17 protein-coding genes are annotated in these 24,902 nt (G+C 72.2%); 7 read left to right on the top strand and 10 right to left on the bottom strand.

Annotated elements, in window-relative coordinates:
• Window positions 1-4 precede the first annotated feature (4 nt).
• The 3 genes from WMF26_RS16215 to WMF26_RS16205 all read right to left on the bottom strand — a co-directional run bounded on the left by WMF26_RS16215 (window position 5) and on the right by WMF26_RS16205 (window position 7,489).
• A complete protein-coding gene (locus tag WMF26_RS16215; RefSeq protein WP_438001062.1) occupies window positions 5-3,982 on the bottom strand; it encodes a serine/threonine-protein kinase in 3,978 nt (1,325 codons plus the stop codon).
• A 348-nt stretch (window positions 3,983-4,330) separates the two neighbouring features.
• Complete coding sequence (locus tag WMF26_RS16210; protein WP_438001061.1) at window positions 4,331-5,743, bottom strand: sigma-54-dependent transcriptional regulator; 1,413 nt, start codon at window positions 5,741-5,743, stop codon at window positions 4,331-4,333.
• A 339-nt stretch (window positions 5,744-6,082) separates the two neighbouring features.
• On the bottom strand, window positions 6,083-7,489 hold the full coding sequence (locus WMF26_RS16205) for an SGNH/GDSL hydrolase family protein (RefSeq protein ID WP_438001060.1): 1,407 nt from the start codon (window positions 7,487-7,489) through the stop codon (window positions 6,083-6,085).
• A 266-nt stretch (window positions 7,490-7,755) separates the two neighbouring features.
• Between WMF26_RS16205 and WMF26_RS16200 the strand changes: the two genes are divergently transcribed.
• The 3 genes from WMF26_RS16200 (at window position 7,756) to WMF26_RS16190 (ending at window position 11,808) form a co-directional block, all read left to right on the top strand.
• Complete coding sequence (locus WMF26_RS16200; protein WP_438001059.1) at window positions 7,756-9,288, top strand: sigma 54-interacting transcriptional regulator; 1,533 nt, start codon at window positions 7,756-7,758, stop codon at window positions 9,286-9,288.
• 86 nt (window positions 9,289-9,374) lie between these two features.
• Window positions 9,375-10,907: a serine/threonine-protein kinase gene (locus WMF26_RS16195; RefSeq protein ID WP_438001058.1), complete on the top strand. Its 1,533-nt coding sequence runs from the start codon at window positions 9,375-9,377 to the stop codon at window positions 10,905-10,907.
• Window positions 10,908-10,917: 10 nt separating this feature from the next.
• Window positions 10,918-11,808, top strand: a complete 891-nt coding sequence (locus tag WMF26_RS16190; protein ID WP_438001057.1) for a hypothetical protein — start codon at window positions 10,918-10,920, stop codon at window positions 11,806-11,808.
• Window positions 11,809-11,854: 46 nt separating this feature from the next.
• On the opposite strand, the gene WMF26_RS16185 is transcribed toward WMF26_RS16190, so the two are convergent.
• Window positions 11,855-12,331, bottom strand: a complete 477-nt coding sequence (locus WMF26_RS16185; protein ID WP_437947045.1) for an SRPBCC domain-containing protein — start codon at window positions 12,329-12,331, stop codon at window positions 11,855-11,857.
• 196 nt (window positions 12,332-12,527) lie between these two features.
• Here WMF26_RS16185 and WMF26_RS16180 point away from each other — a divergent pair, with 196 nt between their 5' ends.
• Window positions 12,528-12,851, top strand: a complete 324-nt coding sequence (locus tag WMF26_RS16180; protein ID WP_020735210.1) for a helix-turn-helix domain-containing protein — start codon at window positions 12,528-12,530, stop codon at window positions 12,849-12,851.
• A gap of 136 nt (window positions 12,852-12,987) precedes the next feature.
• On the opposite strand, the gene WMF26_RS16175 is transcribed toward WMF26_RS16180, so the two are convergent.
• The 3 genes from WMF26_RS16175 to WMF26_RS16165 form a co-directional block, all read right to left on the bottom strand.
• Window positions 12,988-14,886: an ABC transporter ATP-binding protein gene (locus WMF26_RS16175; protein ID WP_438001056.1), complete on the bottom strand. Its 1,899-nt coding sequence runs from the start codon at window positions 14,884-14,886 to the stop codon at window positions 12,988-12,990.
• A gap of 434 nt (window positions 14,887-15,320) precedes the next feature.
• Window positions 15,321-16,214 carry a sigma-70 family RNA polymerase sigma factor gene (locus tag WMF26_RS16170; RefSeq protein WP_438001055.1) on the bottom strand — a complete coding sequence of 298 codons (894 nt, stop codon included), beginning with the start codon at window positions 16,212-16,214 and terminating at the stop codon, window positions 15,321-15,323.
• Between the two features lie 167 nt (window positions 16,215-16,381).
• Window positions 16,382-17,689, bottom strand: coding sequence for an MBL fold metallo-hydrolase (locus WMF26_RS16165; protein ID WP_438001054.1), 1,308 nt, complete (start codon window positions 17,687-17,689; stop codon window positions 16,382-16,384).
• A gap of 404 nt (window positions 17,690-18,093) precedes the next feature.
• Here WMF26_RS16165 and WMF26_RS16160 point away from each other — a divergent pair, with 404 nt between their 5' ends.
• Entirely contained in the window at window positions 18,094-18,573 is a 480-nt protein-coding gene (locus WMF26_RS16160; RefSeq protein WP_438002417.1) for a carboxymuconolactone decarboxylase family protein, read from the top strand.
• Between the two features lie 503 nt (window positions 18,574-19,076).
• Window positions 19,077-19,442 (top strand): hypothetical protein, encoded by a 366-nt coding sequence (locus WMF26_RS16155; protein WP_438001053.1) that lies wholly within the window; start codon window positions 19,077-19,079, stop codon window positions 19,440-19,442.
• 53 nt (window positions 19,443-19,495) lie between these two features.
• Here the strand turns inward: WMF26_RS16155 and WMF26_RS16150 are convergent, their stop codons facing one another.
• Entirely contained in the window at window positions 19,496-19,996 is a 501-nt protein-coding gene (locus WMF26_RS16150; RefSeq protein ID WP_438001052.1) for a hypothetical protein, read from the bottom strand.
• 98 nt (window positions 19,997-20,094) lie between these two features.
• The gene (locus WMF26_RS16145; protein ID WP_437337900.1) at window positions 20,095-20,481 is read right to left on the bottom strand and encodes a fucose-binding lectin II; all 387 of its coding nucleotides are present in this window, start codon (window positions 20,479-20,481) and stop codon (window positions 20,095-20,097) included.
• A gap of 408 nt (window positions 20,482-20,889) precedes the next feature.
• Here WMF26_RS16145 and WMF26_RS16140 point away from each other — a divergent pair, with 408 nt between their 5' ends.
• The gene (locus WMF26_RS16140) at window positions 20,890-21,315 is read left to right on the top strand and encodes an STAS/SEC14 domain-containing protein (RefSeq protein ID WP_438001051.1); all 426 of its coding nucleotides are present in this window, start codon (window positions 20,890-20,892) and stop codon (window positions 21,313-21,315) included.
• Between the two features lie 80 nt (window positions 21,316-21,395).
• On the opposite strand, the gene WMF26_RS16135 is transcribed toward WMF26_RS16140, so the two are convergent.
• Window positions 21,396-24,746 (bottom strand): PQQ-dependent sugar dehydrogenase, encoded by a 3,351-nt coding sequence (locus tag WMF26_RS16135; protein ID WP_438001050.1) that lies wholly within the window; start codon window positions 24,744-24,746, stop codon window positions 21,396-21,398.
• Window positions 24,747-24,902 lie beyond the last annotated feature (156 nt).

Here is a 24,902-nt window from a genome sequence, read left to right as displayed (position 1 = left end):
GAGGTCAGCCTCCTGGGCCGCCGAAGCCCGGCAGGTAGAGCGCGGTCCATCGATCCGGGCGGCGGACCCCCTGGCGGGCCATCGCCTCGTCGGCCTGCGCGACGAGCGCACGCCCGGCGTCGCCGCCGAGCAGCTCCCCCCGGCCGCGGCGGGCGCAGGCGCCGTGGAGCGCCATGTCCACCGCGTCGAAGCCGCGCGCCGCGGCGCCGAGCTGCACGATCGCCTCGCTCGGCCGGTCGCGGAGCCGCGCGACGCCCGCCCGGAGCAGCGCCGCGAGCGGGGCGCCGTCGCGCCGCACCTCGCGCTCGAGCCGGGCCGCGTCCGCCTCGGCCTCCCGGAGGAGCGGCTCCCGGCCGGAGCGCCGCGCCGCGGCCGCCGCGATCGCCGTCCGCGCGCGCAGGAGCAGCATGTCCATGCGGGCCGGCTGGACCCGCAGCTGCTGCGAGCGCTCGATGCCGCGCCACTCGGCGAGGAGCCGCGCGCGCGCCGCGTCGGCCTCGCCCTCGTACAGGTCCGCCAGGGTCTCGAGGCGCAGCGCGTAGAGGTGCTGCACGTGCATCGACCCCCGCGCCCCCCTCGCCCAGCGGGCGACCACCTCGCGCACGCACCTCCGCGCCTCGGCCGCGTCGTCCGCGGCGAGCAGCGGCACCGCGGACGCGATCGTCGCGGACACCGACGCGAACAGGTTGCCCACCGCCGTCGCGCTGCGGCGCCAGCTCGCCGTGCGCTCCGCGAGCTCCACGAACCGGCCGAGCGCCTCCAGCGCGACCACGGCGCCGGCCTGCGCCAGGTTGCGCTCCATCTCGACGCCGACGCAGCGCTCCTCGAGCTGCCGGCGGGTGACGTCGTAGTAGTCGAGCGCCTCGCGCCACGCCCCGCGCACGAGGTGCGCGCCGCCCACGTAGATGCGGATGACGCTGCCGAGCCTGCCGTCGCCGAGCCGCTCCGCGATCGCCTCGCCGCGCGCGAGCAGCCTCGACCCCTCCTCGATCGCCGCCGGCGTCCCCTGGAACGCCGAGATGAGCCCGAAGGCGGAGAGGCCCAGGGCGACGCGGGACGGCTCGCCCGCGTCGAGCGAGAGCAGCAGGCTGCGGAACAGGAACACCGTCGAGCGCAGCGGATCGACGTCGGTGAGCGCCTTGCTGACCGAGAGGCAGAGATCGATCCGCGTGAGCACATCGGGCGGGATCTCGGCCGCGGCGCGCTCCTGGAACGCCTGGCCGCGCAGCCGGATGCGGGCGTAGAGCGCCGCCACGGTCATGACCGCACGCGCGGTCGTCGCCGGATAGCCGAGCCCGACCTCGGCGAGGAGCGGGACGAGCGCGGAGGTGCCCTCCTCGAGGTGGCCGCCGACGAGGTACTGCTCGGTGGCGCGCCGGCGCAGATCGAGCGCCACGGCGGGCGGCGCGCCCTCGGCCGCGGCGAGGAAGAGCGGCGCGGCGTCGCGGCAGCGCCCGGCGTTCGCCAGCGCGGTCGCGCGCCGGACCTGGAGATCGCGGCGCGCCTCGGGGGTGTCGCCGGGGCCGCCGCGCCCCCACGCGAGCGCCTGCGCGTAGAGCTCGGCCGCGCGGTCGAACGCCAGCGCGGCGCTCGCCAGATCGGCCGCGGCGGCCGCGTGCCGCGCCGCCTCGAGGAGCTCCCCCGCGCCGTGGAAGTGGACCATGAGCGCCTGCGGATCGGCGCGCCCCGTCGCCTCGAACGCGCGCGCCAGCCGGGCGTGCCGGGCGGCGAGCGCCGCGGGATCGAGCTCGGCGAGGACGGTCTCGCGGATGCGGTCGTGGGTGATCTCGAGGCGCGGGCCGCCGCGGGCCTCCGTGATCCGGACCAGGTTGGCGGCGCGGAGCGGGGTGAGGCACGAGAGCGCCTCCTCGCCGAGCTCCGCGGCCGCGAAGGCGACCTCCTGTTCGATCGGGCATCCGGCGACCGCGACGATCTCGATGAGCCGCCGGGCGCGCTCGGGCATTTCGTCGATCCTGCTCATGATCACCCGCCGGAGGCTGATGTCGCCTCCCCCCCCAGACGGTGCGAGCGTGCCCCCGTCCCGGCTCGAGAGATACTGGATGAGCTCGCTCACCGACAAGGGGTTTCCCTCGGACTCCTGGGCGATCGCCTGCGCGCGCTCGAGGCGCGCGCCCGCTGCGGGCCCGAGCCGCTCGATGGCCAGGCGCATCGTCTGCTCGTACGAGAGCGGCTCGACGGTCAGCTCGCGGAGCTCGACCGCGGCGCCGCACCGGGTCGCGAGCCGCCGGAGCTCGCCGACGGCGGCGCAGCGCTCCGCCTCGTCGCTCCGGTAGCAGGCGATGAGCAGGAGCCGCGGCGCGTTCGGGGGCGAGAGCAGCTCGGCGAGCAGGCGCGCGCTGTCCGCGTCGCCCCACTGCAGATCGTCGATGCAGATCGCGAGCGGCCGGCGCGCCGCGAGGCGGCGGAAGAGCGCCTTGAGCGCCTGGAACGCGCGCCAGCGCGCCTGCCGCGCGTCCGGCGCGGTCGCGGGCGCGCCCTCGACCTCGGCGCCCGGGACGGCGCGGAGCGCGGGAAAGACCCGGGCGAGCGCGTGGATGTCGTCCGGCAGGACGCTCGCCGACTCGGCGGCCGGCATGCGCCGGAGGTGCTCGCAGAGCGCGTCCACGAGGCTGTCGAGCGCCTTGTAGGGCACGGACTCGCGCTCGTGGCAGCGCCCGGCGAGCACGGTGGCGGCGCCGCGCTCGCGCAGCGCGCGCAGGAAGCTCGACGCGAGGGCGCTCTTGCCCATCCCGGACCGGCCGGCGACGAGCACGACCATCGTGCGCCCGGCGGCGCTCGCGCGGAACCCGTCCTCCAGCGCGCCGAGCTCCCGCTCGCGCCCCACGAGCCGCTCGGCGCCCTCGGGCGGGGCGCGGAGCCACCGGACCGGGTGCGCCGGCCGCTCGCCGTGCAGGCGCCGCACGACCTCGGCGCCCGAGGGCCGCGCGGCCGCGTCGCGCTGCAGGAGCGCCGCGCAGAGCTCGTCGAGGTCGCGCGGGACGCCGTCGACGAGGAGCGACGGCGGCGTCGGCGTCGACCAGAGCTTGGCGGAGATCGTGTCGACCACCGAGCCCACGAACGGGAGCGCGCCGGTGAGCGCCTCGTAGAGCATCACCCCGACGCTGTACCAGTCGCTGGCCTCCGTCTCGGGCGCCGAGGTGATCCGCTCCGGCGGCATGTACGCCGGCGTGCCGACGAGGTCCTCGACGGTCGCCTCGCCCGGCGCCCTCGGCGTGAGCTCCTTGGCGATCCCGAAGTCGAGCAGCACCACGCGGCCGTCGCGCGTCACGAGGACGTTCGAGGGTTTGAGGTCGCGGTGGAGGATGTTGGCGGCGTGGAGCGCGGAGACCCCCTCGACGAGCTGCGAGAAGGCGGCCCGGAGCCGCCGCGTGTCGAGCGAGAAGGTCTGCCGGAGCGGGCGGGGCGGGCTGGATCTGCGCTCGGGCCAGCCGCCGTTCAGGCGCCGCGCCGGGGGCGCGGGGGTCCCGAGCAGCGCGTGGGTCACCTCGTCCGGGCCCGCGACGCCGCCGCCGGCGCCGGCGGACGCGCGCTCCACCCACGTGGCGTCGTCCGTCGGGAACGGACGCGCGGTGCTCGGCTCGAGCGACGCGCGGTCCACGAACGCGTCCGAGACGATCGTCTCCTGCTCGGCGTGCGCGCGGTGGCTGGGCAGCTGGACGCGCACGAAGCTGAGGAAGTCGACGCCGTCGACGAGCTCCATGGTGAAGCACCACGTCCCGCCGTCGGAGAGCAGCTCGTGCAGGGTGACCAGGTTCGGGTGCACGAGGTCGGCGAGGCTGCGGAACTCCTGCTTGAAGCGGAGCAGCGCGGTCGGCTCCGACTGCTGGTAGAGGGCCTTCAGCGCGATCACGCAGCCGTAGCGCCGGTCGACGGCCTCGTAGACGGCGCCGAACCCGCCGGCGCCGAGCTGGCGCCGGATCTCGAAGCGCTCGCTGTGCTCGAAGGCGCGGAGGGGCTTCATGCACGCCGCCCGGTGCGGAAGGCGGTCCGCCGGCGCGAGGCTCGGCCGGTGAGCGGGGGATCAAAGCTCGAGATCTTCCACGGCACAGACCGTAGGATATATCACCAGCGTCGGCGCCATCGCACGACAGTGGCGTCGGCGGCCTCGACGTGATCGTTGTTCTAGCACCGCGGATCAGAACTCTCGCCAGGGCTCTGCCTCACGAGCGATAGAGAAATAAACGCAAAGGCGCAAAGGCGCAAAGGCGCAAAGGCGCAAAACTACAAACCTTTTTTGCGTCTTTGCGTCTTTGCGCCTTTGCGTTGAACTCTCGCTCCGGATCCCTGGCCGGACGTCTGGCGGGCGGAACTAGCGCGGCCGGGGGATGCCGAGCCGCTGGCGGCGCTCCCAGAGGGCCTTGCGGCTGATGCCGAGGCGGCGGGCGATCTCGGTCTCGGTCAGCTCGTGCTGGTGCTCGAGGACGAAGCGGCGGAAATACCCCTCGAGCGAGTCGGACCGCGGCTCGCTCTCGTGCGCGGCCGGAGGCGGCGCGGGCTGCGCCGCGTCGTCGAGCCCGAGCAGGCCCACCCCGATGTCCCTGCCCTCGGCGAGGACCATGGCGCGGTGGATGGCGTTCTCCAGCTCGCGGACGTTGCCCGGCCACGGGGCCGCCGCGATGGCGGCGCGCGCCTCCGGCGACAGCGCGAGCGGCCGCTGGCCCGTCGTCCGCGCGCGCCGCGTGAGCAGCGACTCCGCGATGCGGACCGCGTCGCCCGGCCGCTCGCGCAGCGGCGGCAGGCGGAGCTCGAGGACCCGCAGGCGGAAGTAGAGATCGCTCAGGAAAGACCCCTGGCGCACCATCGCCACGAGATCCCGCTGGGTCGCCGCGACGAGGCGCACGTCGACGCGCCGGGCCTGCGCCGCGCCCACGCGCCGCACCTCGCCGGTCTGCAGGAAGCGGAGGAGCCGCGCCTGCACGCGCGCCGGCAGGTCGGCGATCTCGTCGAGCAGGAGCGTCCCTCCCTCCGCGGCCTCGCAGAGCCCCGCGCGCGCCGAGAGCGCGCCCGGGAAGGCGCCGCGCTCGTGACCGAACAGCTCGCCCTCGATCAGCCCCTCGGGGATGGCCGCGCAGTGGACGCGCACGAAGGGGCACTGCCGCCGCGGGCTGAGCCGGTGCACGGCGCGGGCGAGCGTCTCCTTGCCGGTGCCGCTCTCGCCGAGCACGAGCAGCGTCGCCTCGCTCGGCGCCACCTTGCGCACCCGCGCGAACACCTCGCGCATGGCCGCCGAGCCGCCGATCATGCCCTCGAGCTCCTCGTCGTCCGACGCGGGCGGCGTGGACGCCGCGGGCGGCGCCGGCGCCGGCGCGGGCGGCACGGACGCCGGCGACGGCGGGCGCGGCGCGCTCTCCCCGGGCGCGCCTTGCGCGGAGCGCGCGCCGGCGAGGTGGTGATCGACCAGCGCGACGAGCTCGGCGTGATCGAACGGCTTCGACAGGTAATCCGCGGCGCCGCGCTTCACCGCGTCGACGGCCGCCTTCACGGTCGCATAGCTCGTCATGAGCACGACCGGCGCGCCGCCGCACCGGCCGACGAGCTCCGTGCCCGGCGCGCCGGGCAGGCGCACGTCGGCGAGCACCAGATCGAACGCGCGCAGATCGTGCGCCGCCTCGGCCTCGGCGATCGACCCCGCCTCGACGACGTCGTGCCCGTGGCGCGCGAGCAGCCGCCGGAGCTCCATCCGGATGACGACCTCGTCCTCGACCAGCAGGATCCGGCTCACGGCGCCACCTCGGGCCCGCCGGCGCGTGGAACGAGCCCGCCCGCCGCCGCGAGCGCGGGCGCACATTCCGTGGCGACGGCCTCCGCGTCGTGTCCTCCGCGCATGGGACAAGGCTACTCAGGAGCGCAACGGATGAACATGTGTGGGCGCACAACGCAACGCGTCAGCGCCGGCGTCCAGGAGGCTGCGTTGCCGAGGGGATGTCTCCCGCAGAGGCGTCCATCGCAGCCTTCGGCGATCGCCACGACTCCCCGGCTCCCCGCCGGGGAAGCGGGGGTGCCTGGCCGGGCGCGCAAGGATGCCGCGCGCCCGGCCGAGCTCCCCCATGATCGCTTCGCTCTACTTGGTGAACAGGTCGAGGTCGACGGCGTCCGCCATCGCCTCAAGGCCAGTCGGGTTCAGGTGCAGCCCGTCATTCTCGAAGTCGAGGTCGTCTTGCAGCTTGGCAGGGTCGTTGGGGTCGACGACCGCCGGGTCCAGGTCGATGACCGCGTCGTACTTGCCGCTCGTGCGGATCCAGGTGTTGACCTTCTGACGGGCGGCCTCGTGCGCGTCGGAGTAGTACCCGTTGCCCTTGAACGGCAGGATGGGGATTCCGTAAACGAGCATCCCCTTGGCGTGCGCCTTCTCGATGAACTCCTGATAGGCCGCGATCAGGGCGTCGGCGACGTTCGGCGCGCTGTCGCCGCCGATGTCGTTCACGCCGATGAAAATGACCGCCCAGCGAGCCCCGCGCTGGTCCAGGATGTCGCGCTGGTAGCGCAGCTTGGCGGTCGGCCCGAGCCCGCCGGCGAGCACGGTGCCCCCGCCGATCCCCAGGTTCAGCACGGCGACGTCCTCGGTCCCGGGATTGGCCCGCAGCCGGCGAGACAGGAAGTCCGGCCAGCGCGTGTTCCCGTCCGTGACCGAGCCGCGGCCGTCCGTGATCGAGTCGCCGAGGATGGCGATCGCATGGGCCGTGGGGTCGGCCATGACGTCGAGGCCCGTGATGTAGTACCAGTGAGCGGTGCTCACCGGCGACGTCAGCGTCGGCGACGAGACCCCGTTGCCGGTCTGGATGTACGAGTTCGTCCGTGAGCCCGGGTGCCCGGTGATCCCGCTCGGGACGGCGCCGAAATGGATGGTCACCGCGAGCTTGGTGAGGGGCTTGAGGTCGTAATCGATCGGATCGGAGAAGACCGACTTGCCCACCGGGATGGTCACCGACGCGGAGCCCTCGAAGGTCAGGGCCGTGTCGGTGTCCGCATTGATGCCGTCGGCGTTCGTCGAGTCCGCGATGTGCACGGAGCTCATGGTCACCGGCCCGTTGCCGAACTCGTTCGAGAGCAGCAGCCGCACGTTGCTGCCGCCGATCGAGGTGTAAATGACCTGGCGCAGGGTGTTGTTGGCGAGGCCAGGCGCGGGCGGGTTGTTGCTGGTCTCGGTCAGCTGCGGGCCGGTCGTCCAGGTGCCGACCCAGCGCCTCTCCCCGGAGCTGCCGCCGTCGCCGCCGCCCTCGCCCCCCGTGCCGCCAGCGCCGCCGGTGGCGCCCGCTCCGCCTCCGCCAGCGTCGTTGCCGCCGCCGCCGCCGCCGCCGCCGCCGGTGCCGGAAGCCTCCGACCCGCTGGAGCTCGTCGCCCCCCCGGAGCTCCCCGAGCTGGTCGTCGCGCTCGACCCGGTGCTCGTCGTATCGGATCCGGGCGAATCATCGCCGCAGCCGGTGCCGGTGATCGATAGAAACAGCAGTGCGTAAAGAATTTTCCGCATGGTCCTCGTCCGACGCTATATCCCTACAAGTGCCGCCCAAGGTGCCACACGCGGGGCCTGAGCGACACCATGTTTCATGGCGGGCGAGCGCGCTGGACGCCTCGATCCGCGGCATTGCGTTACGATCGGTAACACGTTGGCCGGCGCGCGTTACGCTCGGTAGCAATCCGATCACGCCGGAAACCCACCGTGTTCGTGGACCAGGCACGCGCCGCGGCGCCGCGGCGCCGCGTGACGCCGGCGCGGAGGCCTGCTGAGATGGGCGCATGCCCCCGTGGAACGACGACGACGCCGCCTCCACCGAGCTCGTGCCCGGGCCGCTGCGCCCCGCCGCGGCCGCGGCCGAGAGCTTCGCCCTCTCCGTCATGGCGGGCCCGGACGAGGGCCTCCGGTTCACCGTGGCGCCGGGGCTGCCCGCCCGCGTGCTCGCCGGCACCAGCCCGGCCTGCGACATCACCCTCACCGACCGGCTCGTCTCGCGCCGCCACGCCGCCTTCGAGCTCGCCGGCGCCCGGCTGCGCGTCACCGACCTCGGCTCGACCAACGGCACCTTCGTCCAGGGGATCCGCGTCGGCGACGCTTACCTCCAGGGCAGCGAGCTCGTCCGCATCGGCGAGACTGTGCTCCGGGTCGAGGCGCTCGGCGTCACGCAGGCGGCCGAGCTGTCGCGCGCCGTGCGCTTCGGCAAGCTGGTCGGCGCCAGCGAGGAGATGCGGCGGCTCTACCCGCTCTGCGAGCGCCTCGCGGCCTCGAGCGTCCCCGTCGTCATCGAGGGCGAGACCGGGACCGGCAAGGAGGTGCTCGCGGAGGCGATCCACGAGCAGGGGTCGCGCGCCGCCGGGCCGTTCGTGGTCTTCGACTGCACCGCGGTGCCGCCGACGCTCGTCGAGTCGGCGCTCTTCGGGCACGAGCGCGGCGCCTTCACCGGCGCGAACGAGACCCGCCGCGGCGTCTTCGAGGAGGCGCACGGCGGCACGCTCCTGCTCGACGAGATCGGCGATCTCGATCTCGGCCTGCAGGCGAAGCTGCTCCGCGCCATCCAGCGCTCGGAGGTGCAGCGCGTCGGCTCGAACAAGTGGATCCGCGTCGACATCCGGGTGCTCGCGGCGACGCGGCGCGACCTGGAGCGCGAGATCCAGGCGGGGCGGTTCCGGGACGATCTGTTCTTCCGGCTCGCGGTGGCGCGGATCGAGCTGCCGCCGCTGCGCAAGCGGCGGGGCGACGTCACGGTGCTCGCGCACCACTTCTGGCGGCAGCTCGCGGATCGCGGCGCGCCGTTCCCGCAGGGGTTTGCCGAGCGGCTCGAGGATTACGACTGGCCGGGCAACGTGCGCGAGCTCTACAACGCCGTGGCGCGCCGGGTGGCGCTCGGCGAGGCCGCGCCGATCGAGACCAGCCGGGCCGGGCTCGCCTCCGCGGGCGCGCCGGCCCCGCCCTCCGGGCCCGCGTCGGTGACCCAGCCGGCCGCGGCGAGCGGGCCCGCGTCGGCGCCCCAGCCGGCCGCGGCGAGCGGGCCCGCGTCTTCGGCGCTGCCGCCGCCCACGCCCGCGCCGCCCGCCTCCGCGGGCGCCGGGGCCGGCGAGGGAGCCGAGGCTGCGACATCCAGCGACATCATCGAGGAGATCCTCGCGCTCGACCTGCCCCTGCCGCGCGCGCGGGAGCGGATCGTCGAGCACTTCGAGCGGCGGTACGTGCAGCGCGTCCTCGCGCAGCACGGGGGCAACGTCCGGAGCGCGGCGGCCGCGTCGGGCCTCGCGCGGAGGTACTTCCAGCTCCTGCGCGCGCGGCGGTCCACCTGAAGAGGCCGCGCTCCGGCTGACATGCCGCCGCGCTCCGGCTGACATGCCGCCGCGGCATCCGCCGCGGGCGTGTTATCGTCGCCCCGATGTTGCGGGCCCAGGGCGGCGCATCGGCTGTCGTCCGCTACCTGCTCTTCGACGAGATCGGGGCCGGCGGCATGGCCACGGTGCACCTCGGGCGCCAGCACGGCTCGGCCGGGTTCCGGCGGACGGTGGCGGTCAAGCGGCTCTACCCGCAGTTCGTCCGGGATCCCGAGCTCGTGGCCATGCTCCTCGACGAGGCGCGCGTCGCGGCCCGGATCCGGCACCCGAACGTGGTCGCGACGATCGACGTCGTGTCGAGCGGCGGCGAGGTGCTGCTCGTGATGGAGTACGTGCACGGCGAGTCGCTGGCGCGGCTGCTGCGCGCGGCGACCAAGGACGGCGGCGCGCCCCCGCCGCGCATCGCCTGCGCGGTGCTCGCCGGCGCGCTCCACGGCCTGCACGCGGCGCACGAGGCGACCGCGGAGGACGGCGCCCCGCTCGGCCTCGTGCACCGCGACGTGTCGCCGCACAACCTGCTCGTCGGCGAGGACGGGGTGGCGCGCGTGCTCGACTTCGGCGTGGCGAAGTCGGCCGGACGCGCGCAGATCACGCGCGACGGGCAGCTCAAGGGCAAGCTGGCCTATATGTCGCCCGAGCAGATCGCGGGCGAGCCGCTCGACCGGCGCGCGGACGTGTACTCGGCCGGGGTGGTGCTGTGGGAGACGCTGACGGGCGAGCGCCTGTTCGAGGGGCGCGGCGAGGCGCTCTCGATCCTGCGGCTCTTGCAGGCGGGCGTGGATCCGCCGAGCGCCCGCCGGCCCGGGGTGCCGCCGGAGCTGGAGGCGATCACGCTGCGCGCGCTCGCGCGCGGCCCCGAGGACCGGTTCCCGACGGCGCGCGAGATGGCGCTCGCGCTGGAGGCGACGGGCCTCGCGGCGTCGACCTCGGAGGTTGGCGCGTGGGTGGCGTCGCTCGCGGGCGAGGCGCTCTCGCAGCGCGCGGCGCTGATCGCCGCGATCGAGCCGGGGGCGGCCACGCCGAGCGCGCCGCCGGAGCTCGGGTCGGCCCTCGAGACGGCCGGGGCGGCCCTCGGGACGGCCGGGTCGGCCCTCGAGACGGCCGGGGCGGCCCTCGGGACGGCCGGGGCGGGCCCGGCGGAGGCGGCCGTGGCGAGCGCGCCGCAGCCCGCCGCCGCCAGCCCGAGCCGGCGGCGCTGGGGCGCGGCGGCGGCGGCGGGCGCGGCGCTCGCGATCGCGGCGGCGGCGATCGGGTTCGCGCGCGCCGAGGCGCCGCCGCGCGCCAGCGCGAGGGCCGGCGTCGCGGCGGCGGCGGCGCGCGCGCGGGTTGCGGCGCGGCCGGCGGCGCTCCCGCGCGGGGCGCAGTTCGCGGCCGGCGCGGGGGCGCCGGATGCGTCGGCGGCGCCCGCCGCGCCCACGGCGGCCGCCGCGACGGCTGCGCCCTCGGCGCCCGCCGCGAAGGCGGCCGGCGCGGGCGCGCGGCGGCTGCCGCGCCGCGAGCCCGCGCGCGACGGGTGCAATCCGCCCTTCGTGATCGATGGACAGGGCCACAAGCGCTACAAGCGCGAGTGCTTCTGACGGAGGCCCGATGACCCCGCGCACCTCTCCCCGCTTCCTCGTCGCCGCCGCCCTCTCGGCGCTCGCGTGCCTCCAGCCCGCCCGCGCTCGCGCCGGCGACGCCGAGGCGTGCTTCACCGCCTCCGAGGAGGGCCAGCGCCTGCGCGACGAGGGCCGGCTGCGCGAGGCGCGGGCGCGCTTCATCGCGTGCGGCGGCGCCGGCTGTCCGGATCTCGTCCAGTCGGACTGCGCGGGCTGGCTCTCCGACGTCACGGCGCGCGTGCCGACGCTGATCCTGAGCGCCCAGGACGAGCAGGGCCACGACGTGGCCGACGTGCGGGTGACCCTCGACGGCGCGCCGCTGGCCGCGCGCCTGGACGGCAAGGCCGTCGAGGTCGACCCGGGCGAGCGCGTGCTCCGGTTCGAGCGCGCGGGCAGCGCTCCCGTGGAGCTGCGGCTCGTCGTGCGCGAGGGCGAGAAGCTGCGCCGCGTCTCGGCCCGCCTCGCGCGGACGGCCGCGCCGGGGGCGAGCGCGGGCGCGCCGGGAGGCGGCGCCGTCCCGCCCCGCGAGGACCGCGCCGCCTCGTCGCCCGCGAGCGCGCTCGTCCTGCCGATCGCGCTCGGCGGCGTCGCGGCCGGAAGCGGCGTCGCCTACGCGGCGCTCGGCCTGAGCGCGCGCGCCGACGCCGACCGCCTGCGGGCGACCTGCGCCCCGCGCTGCGCGGAGGCGGACGTCGACGCCGTGCGCGCCAAGATCCTCGGCGCCAACATCGCGTTCGGCGTCGGCGTGGCGGCGCTCGCCGGCGCCGTGGCCGCGCTCGTCCTGCGCCGCGCCGAGCCCGGAGCGCCCGCCGCAACCGCGGCGGTGCACGTCGTCCCCCTGCGCGGGGGCGCCGCCGCCGCGCTCGGCGGCCGGTTCTGAGCTGCCGGGCTCGCCGCGGGCCTGGGACCGCGGCCGGGCGCCCCGCTCAGAACGAGCCCTCGCGCAGGTTGATGCCGTGCTCGAGGTACGCCTTCAGGCAGCAGGCCATGTGCATCCAGCCCTGACAGTTGCCGTAGGAGGCTTGCAATCCCTGCTCGGTCTGCTTCCAGCCCGACTCGGCGATCCGGACCATCGTCGAGCTCGGGCCCAGGGCCTCGAAGTGCATCTCGACCCGCGTGTTGTAGGGGAGCTCGTTCACCGGCTTCCCGTCGTCGCCGGGCTCGCCGGCCGCCCACTCGAAGGCGATGAGCTTGTCGGCGATGACCTGCTTGACGTAGACCGGGAACGGCTTGCCGCCGTCGAAATCGGCGAAGCTCCACATCACGGTCTTTCCTTCGTCGAGCGGGCCGCTCGCGCCGCCGGTCGTGAAATACCCGCTGAGCTTCTTCGGGTTGTAGACCGCATCGAAGACCTCGTGGACGGGCTTCTGAACCTTCGTCTGCACCTGAAACTTGAGCTCCATGACGCCTCCTTGTCGCGGCGCTGCCTCGGCCGCGGACCGCGCGCGACGCGCGGGTGCACCGGCGCGCGGGCGCACGGGTACACCGGCGCACCCGCGCCCGAACACCTCGGCGCACGGACGCACCGGTGCGCCGCCCGTACGGACCCAGCTTCGCGCGGCGATTGACCGCCCGCTCATCATGTTATATTCTTATAACATGTCAAGCGCGGATCCGGACGACCTCGTCTTCAAGGCGCTGGCCGACGGTCGGCGGCGAGAGATCCTGGACCTGCTCAAGGACGGGCCGAAGACGACGGGCGAGCTCTGCGCTCATTTCGCCGACTGGGATCGCTGCACGGTGATGCAGCACCTCGGCGTGCTGGAGAAGGCCGAGCTGGTGATCGTCAAGCGCGAGGGGCGCCACCGCTGGAACTACCTGAACGTGCTCCCCGTCAAGCGGATCCACGACCGGTGGATCAGCCGCTACGCGTCCGCCGCGGTCGACCTGCTCGACCGGCTGAAGCGGGATCTGGAGACGTGACGCGGGGGCCCGGCGCGCGCGGCATCGGCCGGCCGCTCGGCGTGGGGCAAGCCGTTCAGGGGGGCCTCCGGGTCGAATTTCGCGAGCCCGTCCGCCCGGACCTCCACGTCCGGATGACGAGGCGGCCGCCGCCAGCTCAGTCCATGTAGTAGCTGGCCTGCTTGGTGAACATCTCGTGGTATTTGCCCTTCAGCCCCATGAGCTCTCGGTGCGAGCCCGCCTCGATGATGCGCCCCTTTTCCAGCACGACGATCCGGTCCACGAAGCGCGTGAGCGCCAGCCGATGGCTCACCACGATCGACGTCTTCCCGCCCATCATCTCGCGGATGAGCTGGATGATGTGGTGCTCTGCATCCGGGTCGATCGCGGACGTGGGCTCGTCGAAGATGAGCAGATCGGCTGTCTTCGCGTTCAAGAGCGCCCTCGCGATGGCGAGTCGTTGCCACTCCCCTCCCGAGAGCTCGGTGCCCCCGTCGATGCCTTTCCAGAGGACCGTGTCGAGCTCTCCCGCGAGATCGTCGAGCCCGACCTTCTTCAGCGCCGACCTGATCTCGTCATCGCTGGCCCCGGTCTGCCGCACATCGACGTTTTCGCGGACGGACAGGGGGAACCTCGCGAAATCCTGGAAGACGGCGCATATCCTGCTCGTGTCTCCGCACCCGTCGCTGGCGCCGGGGTTCGCGGCGGCTCCGTCCCACCGGATCCGCCCCGACGTCGGGCGGTAGAACCCGCAAATCAGCTTCACCAGGGTCGATTTACCCGAGCCGTTCTCTCCGACGACGGCGATCTTCTCTCCTCGAGCGATCAGGAGGTTCACGTTCCGGAGCGCGAGCTCCGCGCTGCCCGCATACCGCAGGGATACGTCCTCGAGCCGGATCCCCGGGATGGGATACCGCTCTGCCTCCGGGCGCGCGTCCCCTCGCGGCGGCTCGGGCAGGTTCAGCAGCTCGATCAACGGCTTGGTCGCCAGCAAGGCGCCGATGATGTCTCCACCGTTGTAGATGATGACGGCCAGCCCGTTTCGTATCTGCACGATGACGCCGATGAGCAGCGACACGTCTCCGACCGTGAAGCCTCCATCCAGCGCTCCCTTGACGACGTACACGAACGGGACCGACATGCCGAGGCCGCTCAGCAGAGACCAGATCGATATAAGATGCGCTCCTCTCTTGCGGACGGCCGTGAGATCCCTGAGGAACGTCTCGTACAGGCCGCTCCATCGCCGGAGGACCCACTCCTGCATGGAAAAGAGCCTGAGATCCTTCGCGAACTCTTGCTGCGTGAGGATCCGCTCGCCGAGCTGCAGCCGATTGAACGTGGCCGCGTGAAAGGTCTCGATGTCCCAGCTCTTGCGCTCGTTAATCGCTTTCGCGTACAGCACCGGGGTCATGCTCGACACGACCACCAGCGGGATCCACCACCTCAAGCTGGCAGCCAGGACGAGCGCCGGGACCATGCCCAGGACGCCCATGAGCGTATAGGACGACGTATGGACCAGCTCGTTGATCGAGCTCAAGCTGCGGCGCGCGAGGATCACCAGGTGATTCAACCTCGGCTCATCGAAGAAGGTGAGCAGCGGTTGCTTCGATATCTCCTCGTTGATCCTGAGCGACACGTTCCTGCGCACGCGGTCCTTGAACGAGTCGCCGACGAAGCCCTCCATCGCCTCCAGGACGTCGCCGAGCGCGTTCAGCAGGACGACCAGGACAGCCAGGAGCAACGCCGAGTAGGCCAGGAGCTCGTGCACGCTCCTGGGTCCGGCGCCGGCGATCTCGTCGACGATCATCGCGTTCAGCCAGACCGTGAGGCTGGGGGTGGCCCCGGCGAGCGCCTGAAAGAGGACGAGCGCCGCGAGGCTCCCCCAGGAGGGACCGACGAGCACCTTGAGCAGGAGCGGCAGGCGACGGAGGGCCGCGCGGTGAGGATGTTCCTCGTCCGCGAGGACGCCCACGGGGTCGCCGGCGCCGTCGTCGAGCGCGTCGTCCAGCGCCGGACCGTCGCCTTCGTGGCCTCGTTCGCCGTTCGCTTGCTTCACGCCAGCCATCGAACGAGCTCCACGTCAGCGGTGGGCCCAGGCTCTCTCAGGCGGCATCTCGTTCCGAGGGGGTCCACGGGGCCGCGGACATCGATGTGCTGAAAGAACGCCTGGGTGTCGGAAATTTCATTCTCTCCGACCCTGGAGGACATCCTCCGTAGTCCAAGCACGCTTCGTGCCGAAGCTCGAGCGGTACGAGCCTGGAGACCGAGCCCGATCGTCTACCCCGTATTGCCGGCCCTAGTTTCCGCCCGCCAGGAGTCCGGCCAGGGATCCGGAGAGAGAGTTCAACGCAAAGGCGCAAAGGCGCAAAGACGCAAAAAAAACAAAAAAGAATTTGTAGTTTTGCGCCTTTGCGCCTTTGGTCTCCGCCTTTGCGTTGATTTCTCTTCGCTCGCGAGGCAGATCCCTGGCGGGAGCTCTGACCCGCGGTACTAGGTTTCCGCGTCCGGTCCGTCGTCGAGGGCCGACAGGTCGAGATCGCGCAGCTGCTCGGGGTCGCCCATGACGTCGATCTGGGCGATCTTCCCCTGCGCGAGCGTGAAGCGGAGCACCCGGAAGAGCCGCCCGCGCGGGGCCAAGACGACGCCCACCGCGCCGTCCACGAGCGCAGGCCGGGCGAGCTTGGCGCCGCGCGCGCCGGAGAGCGCCCGCTTGGCGCAGGCGCGCGCGCCGCGGAGCTCGATCCCGGCCGGGGGCGCGGCCGTGGCGTCGCCGCGGAGCACGACGTCCGGGTCGAGGATCGACACGAGCGCGTCGAAGTCGCCGCCGCGCATGGCCGCGAGGAAGGCGTCGACGACCTCGCGCTGGCGGCCGACGTCGGCGTCCGCGGACGGGGGCGCCCCCTGCACGCGGCGGCGGGCGCGGCTCGCGAGCTGCCGCGCCGCGGCCGGGGAGCGGCCCACGATGGTGGCGATCTCCTCGAAGGGCACCGCGAACAGGTCGTGCAGCACGAACGCGAGCCGCTCGGCCGGGGTCAGCGTGTCGAGCACCACGAGCAGCGCGAGGCCGACGGAGTCGGCCAGCACCGCCTCGCGCTCGGGATCGGTCCCGGCCTCGCGGTCCGCGGCGGGGTCGGGCGCGGCCATCGGCTCCTCGCGCCGCGCCTTGCGCGAGCGCAGCATGTCGAGGCACACCCGCGCCACGACCGTCGTCAGCCACCCGCCCAGGTTCTCGACGCCGGTCGTGTCGGCGCGGCTCAGGTGGAGCCAGGCCTCCTGCACCGCGTCCTCCGCCTCGCCCACGGAGCCGAGCATCCGGAACGCCACCGCCCGCAGGTGAGCCCGGTGGGCCTCGAACCGCTCCGCCAGCCAACGATGTTCATCCATCCCGTCACACTCCCTCGTCCTGCTTCGTCATGGCTGTGACGAACGAACCCTAGCCGATGTGACGACGCGACGGGCGTTCAGCGCCCCGTCACGTTGGCGAGCCCACCCCTACCCCTCGAGAGGGTCACGATCCTGCGGAAGGCACGGAGGAAGATCCCGCGATGAGCTCAGCGTGTTTGGACCGTGTCCCGGCGCGCGGCGAGCCATACGGCCCCGGCGGCGGCCAGGAGGGCGGTGGCGCCGAGGAGATAGAGCCGGCGCAGGGCGACCGCCGTCTTGTCGGGATCGAAATCGGTGAGCGAGCTCCGCGCGCCGCGCGGCAATACCCAGGCGTCGCTCCCGCCGCCGATCGCGCGCACCGCCCGGCCGAGCCTGCCCTCGGGCGCGATCCGGCCCTGAGCGTACAGGATCCAGCGGCCCAGCGGCGTATGCCCCTTCGGCTTCTGCTCCATCGACGCGATGACGCGGCGGAGCTCGGCGGCCGTCTCGGCCGCGCTCCCCTCGCCCGGCAGGCGGGCCCATTCCCCGTGACCCGGCAACACCCACGCGAACCTCAGCCATCCGGCCTCGGCCGCCGCGAGCAGATAGCGGACCGAGCGGGTCTGGCGCTCCCAATCCTCCCAGCATTGCAGTCGGTGCGCCACGAGCTGCCCCGAGGCGCGCGAGTAGCTCAGGTGATCGCCGGTGAACAGGAAGCGGCCTCGGTACAGGAGGCATAGCGAGCCCGGCGTGTGTCCGGGCTGCGGCACGATCACGATCTCGGCCTCCTTGGCCGCCTCTCTCGAGAGCGGCTCCCCCTCGGGCGAGAGCGCGCCGAGCTCGTCCCCGAGCTTGATCTCCACGTCGCCGGTCGAGGCCATGTGCTTGGTCTCGCGGAGGTTCACGTCGGCGGCGCCGATGATGCGGCGACAGCCCGGGAAGCGGCTGGCGAACTCGGCGTGGTGGTGCGCATGATCCCGGTGCGTCAGAAAGAGCCACCGCACGCCGCCGTGCTCCGCGAGCCAGCGGAAGACCTCCTCGCTCGGCTTCGGGGGATCGACCAGCACCCCGCCTCCGTCCCGCTCGATGAAATAGGACAGGGCGCTGATGTTCTTGATGGATGGCTGTCCGATGATCCAGACGTTATCCTCGATGAGGCGCGGAAAACCGCGCCAGGGCGAGCCGAGGGCGCCCCGGCGGACCCGCGACGCGCCCGGCTTGAGCTTGATGGCGCCGAACGGGCACGCCGCGACCGCCGTCCGCGCCGCCATCAGATCTTCCTGGCTCCGCGGCTGCCGCAGCACCCCCGTGAAGGCGCCCGCCGCGTAGGAGCCCGGCAGCACCGAGACCGAGAGGCGGCGGCCTTCCCGGAGGTCGCTGGCCGGCACCACCTCGCCGAGGAGCTCCGGCGCGTAGTTCCGGCACGTGCCGGCGCCGCAGCACTTGCGCGTGACGAACAGCTCTCCCCAATCCTCGACCTGCATTTCGTCTTGCATCGCGGTACCTCGTGGATGGCAATCGCTGGTGGAGCGTCTCTCAGCCGAGCTCGGCGCGCGAATCGTGCGAGCTCGAGGGAGGTGCTCGCCGCGCGGCCCGCGCTCGACGCGGCAGTGTCGAGGGCGACGGTAGCTTCTCCGGCTGCGCTTGACCAGGCGGCGACGTGCTGCGCGACGCCTCCTTACCTCGAGCCAGCATCGCCTCGCGCTCCGGGTCGCGGGCCCGGTGGGCCTCGAACCGCTCCGGCAGCCAACAATTTTTCATCCATCGGTCACACTCCCTCGCCGCACTTCGTCATGGCTGTGACGAACGAACCCTCGCCGATGTGACGACGCGAACGGACGTTCAGCGTCCGGTCACGGTCGGCGAGCCCACCCCTATCCTCGAGAGGATCACGATCATGTTGAAGGCACGGATGAAGAACCTCGTGATGCTCATGCCCGAAATCATACAGCCCATCCACGCCCTGCTCGGCGCGGCGAAGAAGAGCGGCGTGCCGGCGCGGACGCTCGAGCTCGTCCACCTGCGGGTGAGCCAGATCAACGGGTGCGGCTTCTGCGTCGACGTGGGCGCGCGCGACCTCAAGAAGGTGGGCGAGACCGACGAGCGCATGTTCGCCGTGGCGGCCTGGCGCGAGACGCCCTATTTCACCGACGCGGAGCGCGCCGCGCTGGCGCTCGCCGAGGCCGCGACGAGGCTCAGCGATCGCGCGGATCCGGTGCCCGACGACGTCTGGGAGGAGGCGGCGAGGCACTACGACGAGCGGGCGCTCGCGGGGCTGATCCTGCACATCGCGCTGGTCAACTGCTTCAACCGCTTCAACGTCACCACGAGGCAGATCGCCGGCTCGATGAAGTTGGAGGCGCGGGCGGACGGCCGCTGAGGCGGGGATAGGGGCCGGATTCGCCGGCGTTCGCTCAGCCGGCGGGTCTGGGTCCTGGGACTGGCGAAGCGGCAGCCCTCCGCTGCCGCACATCTGGCCGCATCCTAGCTTCGCGCATCGATGGGCGGGTCTGGAGGGTCTGCGGTAGGTTGCGCGAGTGTCGCATTCCGCGCAAGGACATCGTTATCGTCGAGCTGGACCCGCCATCTCGCGGGCCGGACACGCGCGGATCTGCCGTGCCGACGTGGTGCTCCGCCTCTGAGCTGGGTACCCTCCCGGCGCGGCTCAGTGAAGCGCGCCCTTGGCCGCGCGAACGCTACTGGCGCGCCGTCCGCCTCTGGAGCCAGTACACCGCAGCGGACCCGAGACCGCTCGCGCAGAACTGCGCACGCTGCATCGAAGGGTTTCCAGAGCTCGCTCCCTTATGGGCACTCCTCTCTTCTTTTTTTCCAAGGAGGACCACGGACGGAACCCTGCGCCTCAGTCGATTCGACGAACTGCTCATGACCGCCCTGTCCTCGGAATGGCAGACTCCTCTCGCGGTGATTAGCCGCGACTTGCGAGCTGGAATGGATCTGTGGCAGATGCTCTCCTGCACAGGCGACCTGTTCCTGCCGCGCCGGCTAGAGCATTGGGCCGACCACGATGGAAGCGCGGCCGTGGAGCGCGCGCCTGGCCCCAAGCCGCATGACGCTGGTTACCCGATGCTCTCGGAGGTCTATCGCCTCACCGAACGTGGGATGCGGCTCCGAGACAAGGGGCTGGCTCGGCTGACGGATGCGCCGAGCCTGCCGATCGCCGGAACCGAGGCGTACTCGGCTTCGGCTCCCTGGGTGCTGCTCGAAGATGCCCGGCTCGCTCGGCCGTGAAGGCTAGCCGCTGGCAGGTGGCCGGCCTGCGCCGCCTTCCCGCCGCCTCGACGTCACGGACTCCCCTGCCCGGCCGGCGACGTGTCGCTTTCTTTCAACGCGCTCGCGCACAGCTCCGCCAGAGCATGGATCTCTCGAGCTGCTTGACGCGCTTCGTCGCTGTCGAAGCCCGCCGCAATCAGCCGATTGAGCCGCTTGACCATCTCGAGGTTGCCAGCCGGAAAATCGGCCGTTCCGACGCCGAGCTTGCCCGCCGCCTGCAGCTCGATGAGCCGCTCATACGCTTTCTCGAACGAGGCGAGGCTTTCAAGGACGGCCTGTCGGTTTGCGACCACATAGGCCCACGCAGCTACGACATCGACCGCGTGCGCCCCACTGTAGAAATCAACCAACACATCCTGGATATCCATCACAATCCTCCCCGGCGCTGCTCCCGCTGTAGTTCTCTCCCAGGCCGACCCATGGACGGCGACCCCCACGTCGGCCTTGGCGCGTTCGACCTTCCGGAGGGAGCCGATGGCGATCCCGGCCGCGGTGGCGAGCAGCCCGCCCACTCCACCAGCCTGGCGCGGCGCGCCGCCGGACCTCAGGGGGCCCGTTCGACGCCGCCAGCTGCCCCTCCGGCGCCCCACCTCCGGATCTCCCGCCAGGACTACGTGGACGTGCTCCAGCTGAGCTCGAGCACGCTGTCGTTGTAGTCGCTGTCGTCTCCGTTCTCGGCGACGATCACCAGGAGATTGTAGCTGCCGATCGCGTAAGGACCGCCCGATTTCAGCTGGTGCGACTTGCGCCACTCTGCGTTGATGTCCGTTTGATACTCGAACTTCGCCTGCAGCTTCGCCCGCGAGTTGGCGACGATGGTCGACTGGCCCGTCATGGCGTTGCGCTCGCCAGAGCCCGCGAAGACGCACAGCACCTCATCGTTGCGAGTCACCGTGATCCGTTGAGTGTGCCTCGAGTTCGTCGTCACCTTGATGGTCACGGTCACACCATCCGGGAGCTCGTCGATTTCACAGGTGTTGCCGTTCAATTGAGGCATCTGCTCATGCTCCTTCTTGGGGATCGCGCGCCGCGGCCGGGAGGACGACCGTCGAGCGCAGGGACGGTCTCGCGGCGTCAGAGGATGGCTATCAAACCTGCCGCAAGCGTGCAACGACAAACATCTTCCTGCGCTGGACGCGGTCATGCGCGGACCGATCTGGCTCAGCCGGCCCACGGCGCGCCGGTGCCGCGGCGGCCGACGCTGGTGTCTCCCGGGTTTCTCCCGGGCGAGCGCGGGTCGCCAGGCGCCGCCCCGCCGGGCTCGGCGTCCGGGCGCGGAGCCGGTCCGGTGTGGGCGCGGCGGATACGATGGCGGTCGCGGCTCCTCCCCGTGACGGCGCGCCGCTCCCCTTCGCCCCGAGAGACCCCTGTCGCCGTGCGACGTAGAGCGGCTATGCTGCCCGCCATGCACGAGCCGGATCCCAGGCGCGGAGTCCTCGAGCTCCGCGAGGAGCCCAACGGAATCCTCTATGTGACGGCCGAAGGAGAGCTCTCGGAGGAGATGGTGCGCTCGATCGCCGCAGCGTCCCGGCGCATCGCCGAGAGCGGCCGCGAGGTCCTGGCGCTCGCCGACGTGAGCCGCATCAAGGCCATCCCGCATGACGTGCGCAAGCTCATGGCGGGCGGAACGCTCGGGGCGCGCCACGACGCGGTCGCGGTCGTCGGAGCGAGCTTCGCCCTGCGCGTCCTCGCGATGCTCACCCTGAGGAGCGTGAACCTCCTCACGTCACGCTCCTATCCCGTCGATTTCTTCGCCACAGAAGCCGAGGCGCGCGCGTGGCTCCTCGCTCGGCGGGACGAGATCCGGGCCAGGCAGCAGCCGGCCGCGTGACGCTGCCTGCCGCCCCCTCGCCCAGCATCGCCCCCTGAAGCTGCGGAAGAGTCACACCGCATCTCGACGCGATCGTCGTTCTAGGGACAGCCCGTCAGGCCGTCGATCCACTGCTCCAGCAGCGCCGCGCCTCCGCCGTCGGCGAGCTTGCTGCCGATGGGCGGCATGAAGCTCGCCGCGCGCTGGCTCATGCGCAGCCAGACCACCGACGCCTCGTGAGCGCCCGGCTCGATCAGCGCGAGCCCCGGGTAAGCCGTCAGGATCGACTCCTGGTCGCAGATGTTCTTGCCGGCAAGCGGCGTGTCGTAGCGATAGTCCGCAGCGCCGTAGCCGGGGCCGCCCGGGCGGTGGCAGTTCGAGCAGTTGACATGCAGGTAAGCGTCGGCGCGCATCTGCAGCGACGCGTCCGGCTGCGCGTGCGGCGGGAACGGCGGCAGGCTGGTGAGATTGCCGCTCAGCATGCCGATGGCGTTCAGCGTGTCGAACTGGTTCGCCGTACGGCCGGTCGACGGATAGAGCTGGGTCGCGTTGAGCTGCCGCGTCTCGAGGCCCAGGCTGAAACCGGCGGCGCTGGTGTGGCACTCGAAGCATTGCGCTTCGGTCGGGTAGCTCCAGACGTGGCCCCCGGCCAGCGTCTTGGAGGCGCCGTCGACCGGATCGACCAGGAATGCCTCATCCTGCGCGTCGCTCCACCGGTACGTGTAGGCTCCGTAGGTGCCGTTCGTGAAGCGCACGAAGAAGCGTGTCTCGAAGTACTGGCCTTGCCACTGGAAGCTCTTGATCGTGACGGCCCCGGGCGGCAGCTCGAAGTCGCCGTCGCTCTTCACGTCGAACGTCGTGCCGTCCGGCAAAGCGAGGTAGCGCGACTTCACCGCGCCGTCCGACCAGAATGGCTCGGCGATCGCGTACGGGATCACCCCGGGGGCGAGCGCCGGCGGGTTCGCGACGCTGGTGAAGCAGGGGTGATCGCTGAGCAGGACCGGCGGATCGATCGCCCCATCGCCCGCCACGCACGCCGTGTTCGACGGCCGCGCGTCGAGGCCGAGCTGGCTTCCCATGCAGGTGTCGCAATCCCAGGGGCAGCTCGCGCACGTCTCGCTGCCGTTGCAGGCGCGATCGCCGCAGACCGGGCCGGCGTCAGGGAAGCCCCAGACCTCGATCTCGGCGAGCTCGACCGGTCCGCCGACGTTTTGCATGCACACCGACACGCGCGAGACGCCGGGCACGTCGGCGAAGTCCACGGTATTCCAGGCCGGCATCGCGCTCGGCGTGTCGGTGTACGCGAAGGCGTCCACATAGCCGCTGCCGGTCTGATACTGCACCTTCCAGGTGTCCGTATGCCAGGCGCCGTCGTTGTCCTCGAGCAGGCGCGCCGAGCTGATCGTGTAAGTCCCGCCGAGATCGTACGTGGCGCAGCTCGGCGAGGCCGCGCTGCTCACCTTGGCGGTCAGGTTGCCGTCGGTGAGGCCGGCCGCGCTCGACCAGCCGCCGCTGTCGCTCACGTGGGCCAGCGTCAGCTTGGCGGGTGTGCCGCTGCACGTGCCGCAGTCCGCGGCGCAGCTGCCGCACGTCTCGCCCGCGTCGCAGGCGCCGTCGCCGCACGCGGGGCCGGCGCTGCCGCAGGCCGTCGCCTCGAGATAGAAGCGCTCCCAGGACGTGGCGTCCCCCGTCACGCAGCTCGTGCCGTTGCCGCCGTCGCCGCTCTTGATCGGACCGGCGGTGCTCGTCGCCTTCCAGTGCGGCGCCGCGCCGGCGAGCGCCGCGTAGCCCTTGCCGTTCGGGTAGAGGCCGCCGCTCGAGCAGTCGTATTCGGCGAACGCGGCGGCGGTCGCCGACGTCGCGTCCATCGTGAGATCATTGGCCACCACGCGCAGGTAATCGCCGGAGCTGCTCTTGAATTTGAACGCGGCCCCCGACGGGACCTTCTCGAAGATCTGCGCGGCGGCCTGCGTGGCGCCGGGCACGACCTTCTTGGCAGCGTCGAGCACCAGGTAGTTGTTCGTGCGCTGGGAGCGTATCCTGACGCAGCTGTTGCAAGTGCCGTTGTCCACGTACTGGCACATGCCGCTCACGCACGAGTCCGTGGTGCAGGTCGAGCCGTCGTTGCAGGTCGCCGAGCTCGCGCAGCACTGGCCGTTGTCGGTGTAGGCGCAGCCGCTCGTGGCGGTGCAGCCGTTGGTCGTGCAGGGGTCGCCGTCGTCGCAGCTCAGCGGTGTGCCGGCCTGGCACTGCCCGGCGACGCAGGTCTCCGCGCCGGTGCAGACGTCGCCGTCGCTGCAATCGGCGTTCGTGGTGCAGGCCGGCTGCGCCACGTAGATGCGCCCGATCTTGGCGCCGCTGCCGCGCTGCAGGTAGTAGAGCGAGCCGTCCAGGCCGACGTCGAGGTCGACGGGGTTGTTCAGCTCGCCGTTCGAGTCGTCCGCGAAGACGGTGACGCCCGTGCCGTCCTGGTTCATGGACCAGATCTGGCTGGAGCAGTAGTCGGCGAAGAAGTACTTGCCGACGTAGGACGGCGGGAAGTTCACGACCGTGGGGTTGTAGAAGGTGCCGCCCGTGATCGCGCAGCGCCCGGCGTCGCGCGGGTAGGCGTGGACCGGCGGCACCGGCGAGGGGCCGCCCCCATGGCCGTAGTTCGAGCCGCGCGTGATGTGGTCGATCTCCTCCGGGTCGCCTCCGCCCACGTCGTTGGCGAAGATCTTCCCTGAGGCGCGCTCGACGGAGAAGGTGAACGGGTTGCGCAGGCCGTACGCCCAGATGGCGCGCGCGAGGCCGGTGGAGGTGCCGTAAAAGGGGTTGTCGGTGGGGATGCTGCCGTCGGCGTTGAAGCGATGGATCTTGCCGAAGGTGTGGTTCAGGTCCTGGGCGTGCGCCGTTTCGGCGTTGTCGCCGTGCGCGACGTAGAGCTTGCCGTCGTTGCCGAAGTGGAGCGCGCCGCTGTTGTGGTTGCCTGCCGCGCTGAGCGGGGGAAAGTCCACGAGCACGACCTCGCTGCCAGCCGCCGCCACGTCGCCGCTCGCCGTGAAGCGGCTGACGCGGTTGTGCGCGCCGCCGCTGGTCGACGTGTAAAAGAGGTAGACGTGACCGTTGCTCGAGAAGCTCGGGTCGAGGGTGATGCCGACCAGGCCTCGCTCGTTGACGCTGTCGACCGTGACGGTGACGAACGGCGCGGCGAGCAGCGCGTTGTTCTTGATGACGCGCACCTGCCCCGTCTGCTGCGTGACGAAGATGCGACCGTCGGGCGCGATCGCCATCGCCGTCGGCTGGCTGAGCGCCGTCGCGATCACCTGGTGCTGGAAGCCCGAGGGGATGACGATGGGCTGCCTGGCTTGGCCGGCCTCGCCTCGATCGGGCTGTTCGGGGCTCTCCGACGCACAACCCAGGGCGACGAGGCCGACGGCGAGCGCCGACGGCCGAAGGATGTGCCCGGCCACCGAGCCGAACCCATGAGCGCAGCTGCGCAACGAGCGCAGACGCGCTGCGGCCCACGGCGTGGGGACACGAACTATATATTTGCGCATTCCAGATGTACCTCGGCCATCGTCGTCAGAAGGGTTCACGCGGTTTCATCGAGCGCCCGCGCGCGGCGT

This window comes from Sorangium sp. So ce185 (assembly GCF_051526825.1).
Classification (GTDB): domain Bacteria; phylum Myxococcota_A; class Polyangia; order Polyangiales; family Polyangiaceae; genus Sorangium; species Sorangium cellulosum_D.
This window is presented reverse-complemented; position numbering and strand designations above follow the sequence as displayed.

What these genes read in the sequence shown, in the direction of transcription:
- WMF26_RS16165 (WP_438001054.1), bottom strand. Translation starts at nt 17,689, where the DNA reads ATGCAAGACGAAATGCAGGTCGAGGATTGGGGAGAGCTGTTCGTCACG.
- WMF26_RS16200 (WP_438001059.1), top strand. Translation starts at nt 7,756, where the DNA reads ATGCCCCCGTGGAACGACGACGACGCCGCCTCCACCGAGCTCGTGCCC.
- WMF26_RS16180 (WP_020735210.1), top strand. Translation starts at nt 12,528, where the DNA reads ATGTCAAGCGCGGATCCGGACGACCTCGTCTTCAAGGCGCTGGCCGAC.
- WMF26_RS16215 (WP_438001062.1), bottom strand. Translation starts at nt 3,982, where the DNA reads ATGAAGCCCCTCCGCGCCTTCGAGCACAGCGAGCGCTTCGAGATCCGG.
- WMF26_RS16190 (WP_438001057.1), top strand. Translation starts at nt 10,918, where the DNA reads ATGACCCCGCGCACCTCTCCCCGCTTCCTCGTCGCCGCCGCCCTCTCG.
- WMF26_RS16195 (WP_438001058.1), top strand. Translation starts at nt 9,375, where the DNA reads ATGTTGCGGGCCCAGGGCGGCGCATCGGCTGTCGTCCGCTACCTGCTC.
- WMF26_RS16155 (WP_438001053.1), top strand. Translation starts at nt 19,077, where the DNA reads ATGACCGCCCTGTCCTCGGAATGGCAGACTCCTCTCGCGGTGATTAGC.
- WMF26_RS16170 (WP_438001055.1), bottom strand. Translation starts at nt 16,214, where the DNA reads ATGGATGAACATCGTTGGCTGGCGGAGCGGTTCGAGGCCCACCGGGCT.
- WMF26_RS16145 (WP_437337900.1), bottom strand. Translation starts at nt 20,481, where the DNA reads ATGCCTCAATTGAACGGCAACACCTGTGAAATCGACGAGCTCCCGGAT.
- WMF26_RS16140 (WP_438001051.1), top strand. Translation starts at nt 20,890, where the DNA reads ATGCACGAGCCGGATCCCAGGCGCGGAGTCCTCGAGCTCCGCGAGGAG.
- WMF26_RS16205 (WP_438001060.1), bottom strand. Translation starts at nt 7,489, where the DNA reads ATGCGGAAAATTCTTTACGCACTGCTGTTTCTATCGATCACCGGCACC.
- WMF26_RS16185 (WP_437947045.1), bottom strand. Translation starts at nt 12,331, where the DNA reads ATGGAGCTCAAGTTTCAGGTGCAGACGAAGGTTCAGAAGCCCGTCCAC.